General features: G+C 63.3%; 9 protein-coding genes, 1 tRNA gene and 1 pseudogene. 8 read left to right on the plus strand and 3 right to left on the minus strand.

All coding sequences use genetic code 11. From position 1 onward, the window contains the following. A partial coding sequence (locus QZY06_RS00995) for a DUF692 domain-containing protein (RefSeq protein ID WP_295679056.1) occupies positions 1-558 on the minus strand: 558 nt, incomplete at its 3' end. A gap of 11 nt (positions 559-569) precedes the next feature. Beyond that, entirely contained in the window at positions 570-872 is a 303-nt protein-coding gene (locus QZY06_RS01000; protein ID WP_295679037.1) for a hypothetical protein, read from the minus strand. A gap of 247 nt (positions 873-1,119) precedes the next feature. On the opposite strand from QZY06_RS01000, the gene QZY06_RS01005 reads away from it, so the two are divergent. The 8 genes from QZY06_RS01005 (at position 1,120) to QZY06_RS01040 (ending at position 7,360) form a co-directional block, all read left to right on the plus strand. Continuing rightward, positions 1,120-2,040, plus strand: coding sequence for an AraC family transcriptional regulator (locus tag QZY06_RS01005; protein WP_295679039.1), 921 nt, complete (start codon positions 1,120-1,122; stop codon positions 2,038-2,040). 77 nt (positions 2,041-2,117) lie between these two features. Beyond that, positions 2,118-2,194 (plus strand) — tRNA-Ile (locus QZY06_RS01010). A 182-nt stretch (positions 2,195-2,376) separates the two neighbouring features. Continuing rightward, complete coding sequence (locus QZY06_RS01015; RefSeq protein ID WP_295679042.1) at positions 2,377-2,904, plus strand: MarR family winged helix-turn-helix transcriptional regulator; 528 nt, start codon at positions 2,377-2,379, stop codon at positions 2,902-2,904. A 74-nt stretch (positions 2,905-2,978) separates the two neighbouring features. Then, the gene (locus QZY06_RS01020; RefSeq protein WP_295679044.1) at positions 2,979-3,791 is read left to right on the plus strand and encodes an enoyl-CoA hydratase/isomerase family protein; all 813 of its coding nucleotides are present in this window, start codon (positions 2,979-2,981) and stop codon (positions 3,789-3,791) included. Between the two features lie 12 nt (positions 3,792-3,803). Then, positions 3,804-4,706, plus strand: coding sequence for an SDR family oxidoreductase (locus QZY06_RS01025; RefSeq protein ID WP_295679047.1), 903 nt, complete (start codon positions 3,804-3,806; stop codon positions 4,704-4,706). Continuing rightward, positions 4,706-5,764 carry a phosphotransferase family protein gene (locus tag QZY06_RS01030; RefSeq protein WP_295679051.1) on the plus strand — a complete coding sequence of 353 codons (1,059 nt, stop codon included), beginning with the start codon at positions 4,706-4,708 and terminating at the stop codon, positions 5,762-5,764. Before QZY06_RS01025 ends, QZY06_RS01030 begins: the two co-directional genes overlap by 1 nt. After that, a complete protein-coding gene (locus tag QZY06_RS01035; RefSeq protein WP_295679052.1) occupies positions 5,761-6,231 on the plus strand; it encodes a hypothetical protein in 471 nt (156 codons plus the stop codon). The genes QZY06_RS01030 and QZY06_RS01035 overlap by 4 nt, the downstream gene beginning before the upstream one ends. Positions 6,232-6,247: 16 nt before the next feature. Continuing rightward, entirely contained in the window at positions 6,248-7,360 is a 1,113-nt protein-coding gene (locus tag QZY06_RS01040) for a hypothetical protein (RefSeq protein ID WP_295679054.1), read from the plus strand. Positions 7,361-7,368: 8 nt separating this feature from the next. On the opposite strand, the pseudogene QZY06_RS01045 reads toward QZY06_RS01040, so the two are convergent. Further along, positions 7,369-8,227, minus strand: a pseudogene (locus tag QZY06_RS01045) (hybrid sensor histidine kinase/response regulator); the annotation flags it as partial.

The following is an 8,227-nucleotide window of genomic DNA, read 5'->3' on the forward strand; positions in this document are numbered from 1 at the left end:
GAGCAGCAGATCGCAGTCGGCTTCGTCGATCACTGCGTTGATGAACGCCAGTTCGCTGATCCGCTGGCCGGGCGCGGCATAGGTGCTGACGTTCTCGACGGCGATGCGTCGTTCAAGGAGGTTCTGCACGCGGCGGATGCGGGCAGCTACATGCACCACGGCTTCCTCGGTGTGCGGGATCGGCATCAGATCGTACAGCTGGCCGCGGGCATCGCTGCAGTAGCTCAGATGCTCGCTGTAATCGGCGATGCGGTGCTCATCGAGAAAGCGTTTCAGCGCCAGCACGAAGTTTTCATCGAGCGGCGCCGGCCCGCCCAGTGACAAACTGAGACCGTGAGCCGCAAATGGATAACGCTCGTTCAACGCCCGGAACTGCCGGCCGAACCTGCCGCCCACTTGCATCCAGTTTTCCGGGGCGATCTCGAGAAAATCGATTGCGCCCGGCGCCAGCTCGGCCAGCGGTGTCAGCAAGGCTCGCCGCAGGCCGAGCCCAGCGCCGCGCACTACCGCCGGCTGCGCAAGACGCGGCGCGGTGGCGGTAGTGCCCGGGCTTGGCATCAAGGTGCCACTTACTTCGGCTTGCTTTCGCTGGCCTTGGCCTTGTCGGCAGCAGCCTTGTCAGCGGCGGCCTTGGCTTCGGCGCTGTTCTTCTGCGCAGCGTCCTTGGTCGAGGTTGGCTTGGCCTTCATGTCTGCACCGCAGCCACCTTCGCCGCAGGAATGTTCGCCTGCCTTGTCGTCGATCGAAGCGACCATGTAGCCGGCGGCCAGATCGCTGGCCACGAAAAGAGGCGAGGCCTGCGCCGCGCCGCCGATCACGAACGCCGCACCAAGGGCTACGGCCAAGGGCTTGCGCTTGTTGATGATGCTCATCTGTCTGCTCCTGTTTCGAACGAGCCCGCAAAGGCTCAATTGGTGATGGCGAACTGTACCGGCTCGCGCTGGCGATCGGTGTTACGGCTGGCGGCGGGCGATGGATTCTGGCCAGTGCTTGATGCCGGGCAATGACCGCAAAGCGCCGCCATCCGTTCAACCGGACGATCGCCGGACAGCCGATTTCCTATACTGCTGCTGCCGATTCGCGCCGCTCCGGTGCTGATGGCGCAAGAGTTGTCCACCCATGCTCGATCGCTCGGCCGAAGCCGCGTTTGCCGCAGTGCTCGGCGCCCATCAGCTGCGCGCCTATATCAGCGACAACCCGCACTACTGCGGCAGCTTCATCGAGGCCGAGCGCGTCTTGCCGCACGGCATGTTCCATCTGATCGACGAAGGCGAATGCCTGGTCGAGTTCGCCCGCACCGGCACCTCGCTCTTGCTGCATTCCGGCGATCTGGTGATGTTCCCGCACGGCGCCGCGCACACCCTGCGCAGCCCGCCGGATACCGATGACGGCCCAGCCGCCAATCGCTTCACCTCGATTCTCTGCGGCGAATTCGAGTTCGCGACCGGCAACCGCAACCCGATTCTCGATGCACTGCCGGACTGGATCGTGGTCCGTGAAGCCGATAGCCAGCAGCAGTTTCGCCATCTGGCCCGGCTGATGGCGCACGAGGCGCGCCAGGAGTCCTTCGGCCGGCAACTGGTGCTCGACAAGCTCGCCGACGCGCTGTTCGTCATGGCGCTGCGCCAGCACATCGCCAACAGCAAGGAGCGCCGCGGCCTGATCGCCGCGCTGATCGATCCGCGCATGGCTCGCGTGCTCGAAGCGATGCACGCCGCCCCCGGCCGCGCCTGGACGGTGGCGATGCTCGCTGAACTCGCCCACCAATCGCGGACCGCGTTTGCGCAGCACTTCAACGAAGTGCTCGGCGTCAGCCCCTACCAGTACCTCACCGAGTGGCGCATGGCCGAAGCGCTGCGCCTGCTCGCCGATCCTAAATCCTCCGCCGCCACCATCGCCGAAAAGCTCGGCTACCAGACCGAAGCCGCGTTCCGCCGTGCCTTCAAGAAGATCCACGGCTACGGCCCCGGCCGTACCCGCCGCGCCGCTCGCAGCGCCCAGATCGACGCCGTGCCGAGCGCCGCAGCCGCCAATCGCTGAACCAAGTCGAAACCACACCGGAAACCGGCCCGGACGCTGGCACAATACCGCCGCGATCCATGCAGTCGAGCGCAAACGGGCCTTTAGCTCAATTGGTTAGAGCAGGGGACTCATAATCCCTTGGTTGTCGGTTCAAGTCCGACAGGGCCCACCATTAAATCAACAGCTTGGAACCGAATCGTTGAGTTCCGGCTTAGGTGTGTTCGCAGTTGGGCTGCGACAAGCCGCCGCGAACAGATTGCCGGTCCATCCAGCTGACTCCGACGAGTGGTCATTGTCCCTATACAACAAGTCTGCAACCATATCGTTCATATGTAAAACATTTACGTAACGATAATGAAGGGATCAGAGCGATTAGCCCAGGTTGCCGACAGCACGCCGCGCATGGCGCGGGCGCTGCCGGAGCTGTCGATGCCGGGAACGGTGATGGTGCGGCTGCTGCGCATCACCGGGTTTGGGCTCAGCAGTTACTTCGAGCCGATGTTCCGTTCGCTGGGGCTGACCGAGAACACCTTTCACGTGTTGTGTCTGCTGGTTGCCAACGACGGCGCGTCTGCCTCGCCGGGTGAACTGAGCGAAATGGTCGGGACCAGCCGCGCCAACATGACCCGGCTGCTCGAGGAGCTGATCAACGATGGCTACGTCGATCGGAGTATCGACCCGCGCGATGCCCGCCGCCACGTCATCACCATCACGCCCGAAGGCCGGGCCAAGGCGCTCGAAGCGGCGCCACGTCTGCGCGAGCCGATCGAGGCTGCGTTTTCCGGGCTTGATGACGAGGAGTTCGCCGTGCTCGAGCGCGTGCTGCGCAAGCTGATCATGTCGCTGGACAAGAGTCCGCAGGCTGCTCGCATTTCGGCCTGAGCCGGCGCGCCGTTGGAAGATAAACAGCTGTTCCGTTCGAGGAGATCGACGATGTCGAAGCAGGTGCCCCAAAAATGACTGCCAAGGTTCTGTACGAGAAGAAGGGCGAGGTCGCCTACGTCACGCTCAATCGTCCCGAGTGCAAGAACGCGGTCGACTACGAGACCCATCTGCTGCTCTGTGATGCCTGGAAGGATTTCCGTGATGACCCGAAGCTGCGGGTGGCGATCCTGACCGGCACCGGCGATGCCTTCACCGCCGGCGCGGACCTCAAGACCCATGCGCCGGAATGGCAGAAGGTGGGCCCGATGGTCGGCCGCGAGCGTCTGGAAGATGGCTTGAGCGGTATCACGCGTGGCCCGCTGGCGAGCATCGGCAAGCCAATCGTCGCGGCGATCAATGGCTGGTGCCTCGGGCACGGCATCGAACTGTCGATGGCCTGCGATATCCGCATCGCTTCCGAGCGCGCCCAGTTCGGCACCTTCGAAGTTCGTCGCGGCATGCACTCGGCGGATGGCGGCATCGTTCGTCTGCTCAACACCTGCGGCGTCGGCATCGCCATGGAGATGATCCTGACCGGCGAACCGTTCAGTGCCCAGCGCGCGCTGATGCACAACATGGTCAACAAGGTGGTGCCGCACGACGATCTGATGCCGGCGACTGAAGACCTGGTCTCGCGGATTCTGCGCAACGATCAGGCAGCGATCGTCTCGGCCAAGGAAACCCTGCTGGAAGTCATAGGCCGCCCCTTGCATGACCAGCTGCGAGTCGAAGCGATGTGGGGCTATGCGCTCTGCGGCGGCAATCAGACGGTGATGGAACGCTCGCAGCAATTCTTCGACAAGAAGGATCGCGGCCGCGCCGGTGACACCGCCAGCGCGCTCTGAGAGGACGATTCCATGAGCTACAAATCGATCTATCGCTCGGACCTCTTCGCTGGCCAGGTGGTCATCGTCACCGGTGGTGGCAGTGGCATCGGCCGCTGCACCGCCCATGAACTTGCGTCGCTGGGCGCGACGGTGGCCATCGTCGGCCGCAAGCAGGACAAGCTCGATGCGGTGAAGGCCGAGATCGAAGCGGTCGGTGGCAAGGTCAGCACCCATGTCTGTGACATCCGCGAAGAAGCGCAGGTCTGCGACACGATCGACGCTGTCATCGCCCAGCACGGACGCATCGATGGCCTGGTCAACAACGCTGGCGGCCAGTACCGCATGCCGGCGGAAGACATCAGCACCAAGGGCTTCGAGGCCGTGGTACGCAACAACCTCGTCGGCGGTTTCATCTTCATGCGCGAAACCTACAAGCGCTGGATGAAGGCCAACGGCGGCTCGATCGTCAACATGATTGCCGACATCTGGAACGGCTGGCCGAACTACGCGCATTCGGCTTCGGCCCGTGGCGGCATGTGGACCTTGACCGAAAGCGTGTCCTCGGAATGGGCGAGCTACGGCGTGCGCGTGAACGCAGTCGCGCCAGGCTGCATCGCCAGCAGCGGGCTGGATACCTACGAGCCGGAAGCGCAGGCCTTCTTCCGCGAGATTCCGAAGACCATTCCGCTGCAGCGCTGGGGCAATGCGTCGGAGATCTCCAGCGCCATCGTCTATCTGCTGTCGCCGGGTGCTGCCTTCATCACTGGTGCCTGCATCCGCATCGACGGCGGTTCGCCCAACGCCCGTATCTGCTGGGGTCCGCTGCGGCAGGAGTGCAACTCCGAAGCCTTCGATGGCTTTCATCTCGAAACGCCGCCCAAGGTGCTGGTCGAAGGGCCGAAAAAAAATTCGACCCGCAGCAAGAAGAGCTGATGAAGATGTTAGCCGTCGATATCCAGGCGCCCGATCTGCTGTCCGACGAGGCGCGTATCCGCGAGCGACTCGCGAGCTATCTGCAGGCGCAGACAAAGCGTCCGTGGACGCTCGGCAAGTTCACGCGCTACGCCGTCGGCTTCTCATGGATCACTTATGGCTTCGATGCCCGCGAGGATGGCGGCGCCGAGCAGGGCTTGATCCTGCGGCTGGGTCCGCCTTATGGCTTGTTCGCGCCGTACAGCGCTTTGCCTCAGCACGCATCGCTGAAGCTGCTGGAAGGCTCGACAGTGCCGGCGCCGCGGTCGTACTGGTGGAGTGACGATGCGTCCATCCTAGGCGCGCCGTTCTTCATCAGTGAGCGCGTCGCGGGTTCTGCGCCTGTGCCGTGGATGAGTGCAACTGCCACCGGCTTCGAGGAAAGCTATCGCAAGAACATCGGCGCGCAGTTCGTCTCGGCAATCGCCGGATTGCATACCGCCGAGTGGCGTGGTCAGGAAGGCTTTGTCGACAACGGCATCACCGTCGACAACGCCGCGATCCGCCAGATCGAAGAATGGGAAGCGAACCGTCAGCGCTGGGCGCTGAAGCCTTATCCGATGCTCACCTGGGCGTTTCGCTGGCTGCGCCGCAATCTGCCGGTCGCGCCGCGTGTGAGCCTGGTCCATGGCGATTACCGGCTCGGTAATTTTCTCGAACAGAACGGCCGCATCACCGCGATCCTCGACTGGGAACTGGTGCATCTCGGCGATCCGCATGAAGACCTTGGCTGGGCGTTCCTGCCTCAGTACAGCGGCGGTTCGGGCCTGGTCTGCCGCCTGTTGTCGAAGGAGGATTTCATCGCCCAGTACGAGCGCGAAGCCGGCTTCAAGGTGCAGCCAGCGTCCTTGCATTTCTATCTGGTCTTTTCGCTGGTGAAGCTCGCGCTGACCCACATCGCCGCCGTGCGCTGCTTCGAGGAAGGGCGCTTCAACGATATGCGCATGCCGGCGATGGGCACACAGATCGCGCCGGTGCTGCGCCAGATTTCCAAGCTGCTGCCGGTGGAGGGCGCATGAACAACTCGATCAAGCGGATGATCGACGGTATGGTGGCCACCTTGCGCCATGAAGTCATTCCTCACATCGGCACCGAGTTCGCACGCGGCCAGGCCTTCGGCGTGATCTACATGCTCAACAGCCTGGCCTTGCGTGCCAACTGGTCACCGGAGTTTGTCGGCGAGCAGATCGCTGCCCAGCTCGCGCTGCGCGATGCGCTGGCGCCGCTGCTGGTCGATACCGATGCGCCGGCACTGCCGCAGGCCGCGGATGCGGGTTCGGGCGTGAAGACACTTGAGGCAACACGGGATGCCAACGACGAGCGCATCTGTGCATTGATCACCTGGTACGGCGCGGCCACGCTCGATGCAGCGCGGGCCGCGGCCATCGAAACACAACTGCGCGCCTGCATGGACCGCCAGCTCAAGTGGGAACTGCAGACCTCGGCGAAGCCGATGTTTGCCGAGATGTCCGCAGGCTCCGAATAAGGAACAGACCCAGAACATGCTCACCGCGCAAGACGACCTGATCGGCCACCAGCTACCCACGACGTTCGACCACGTCGGCAACAGCGATCCCTCATGGATGGAACGGCTCTGGTACACCGGCCATCCGAAAAGTGGAGAGATCATCTTCGACATCGGCCTCGGCTATCACCCCAATCGCAATATCATGGATGCCTTCGCGGGCATCGCCATCGGCAGCACGCAATACAACTTCCGTGCGTCGCGCCGCTTGCGACCGAATCCGCTGGAAACCACGGTCGGCCCGTTGAAGATTGAAGTGATCGAAGGACTCAAGCGCCATCGACTGACGCTTGCGCCGAACGAATCGGGTCTGAGTTTCGAAATCGAATTCCTCGGCACCATGAACGCCCATGAGGAAGAGCCGCACTTTCGCCGCCGCAACGGCCGGGTCACCGAGCACATGGCGCGTGGCCAGCAACTGGGTGCTTATCGCGGCTGGCTGGAAGTGGATGGTCAACGCCACGAGATCACGCCGGATGGCTGGCTCGGCCAGCGCGATCACAGCTGGGGCATTCGCGCCGAAATGCGCAGCGATGAATCGGCACCACCGCTGACATTCTATCCGCCGTTCTTCTATGCCTGGACCACGGTGCAGTTCGCCGATCGCGGCCTGCATGTGTTCTTCAAGGAGCGGGCGCCGGGCGAATTCATCTATCTGTCCGGCGAAGAAGTCACGCTACTCGGCAGCAAACCGAACCGCGCCCGGCGCATGGGCGGCGTCAGCCATGAAGTGATCTGGGCCAACGATCCGAACGGCCAGAAAGTCAGCACTGCGAGCTTCGACGTGACGCTCGACGACGGCACGATGCATCACCTGCAGATTCGCACGTTGCCGGCCCGCTACTACCTCAAGGGCGGCCTGTATGGCGGCCTGAATGGCTGGTTTCACGGCGACGACAAGGGCAAGCTGCACATCGAGCACGAGCGCTGGGATCTCGACGATCCGGCGATCCGCAAGCTAGTGCGTACGCTCTGCGATCACGTCATCGAAGTGAAGATCGGCGACGAGATCGGCCACGGAATCATGGAATACGGGGTTGGCAAGGGCTACGCGAAGTACGAGCAGGTGCAGCAGCACCCGCCGATCTGAAGCACGTCTTATCGAGCCAACCGCGCGATCGCGCTGGCGATGGTGTCCTTCGAGTAGGGCTTCTGCAGGATCGGCGTGCCGAGCAGTTCCTGCGGCAGGTCGGCCTTGTCGCCATAGCCGGTCGCGAACACGAAGCGAATGCCGAGTTCCAGCAGGCGCAGCGCGACCGGGATGGCGGTCTGATCGCCGAGATTCAGATCGAGCACGGCGATGCTGGGTTGCTCGTCGTCGATCAGCGACAGGGCCTGCTGAACAGTCGAGGCTGAGAGCACCCGGTCGGCGCCCAGCTCTTTCAGCACCTGCTCGGTATCGAGCGCGATGATGAGGCTGTCTTCGACCAGCAGCACCGTCTCGCCGAGCAGCACGTGCTGGTCGCTCGCGGTCATGTCCACAGGCGACTGGATGGTGCTTCTCGTCGAGCCCGGGAAGCGATCGATCGAGACGAATCTTGCGGGGATGCAGAACTTCGCTTCGAGCCCGGTGAGCTTGTAGGAGACTTCCGCGTTGCCGCCGAGATCGTAGGGAATCGAGCGATTGATGATGGTCGAGCCGAAGCCTTGCCGGATCGGCGCCTGAACCGCGGGGCCACCGCTTTCCCGCCAATCGATGAACAGATCACCCGCGGCATCCAGACGCCAGCTCAGGTGGACGCGGCCGTGTTCGGACAGGCCGCCGTACTTCGAAGCATTGGTCAGCAGCTCGTGCAGCACCAGCGCCAGGGTGGAGTACGCGAGTGGCGACAGCAAAACATCCGGCCCTGCGAACGTGACATGGCTGAGCTTGCCGACGAAGTAGGCGCCGGTCTCGTTCTCGATCAGCGAACGCAGGGGGGCCGCGCCCCAATGCTGCTGAGTGATCTGGTTGTGA

Source organism: uncultured Nevskia sp. (assembly GCF_903885465.1).
In the GTDB taxonomy this organism is placed as follows: Bacteria; Pseudomonadota; Gammaproteobacteria; order Nevskiales; family Nevskiaceae; genus Nevskia.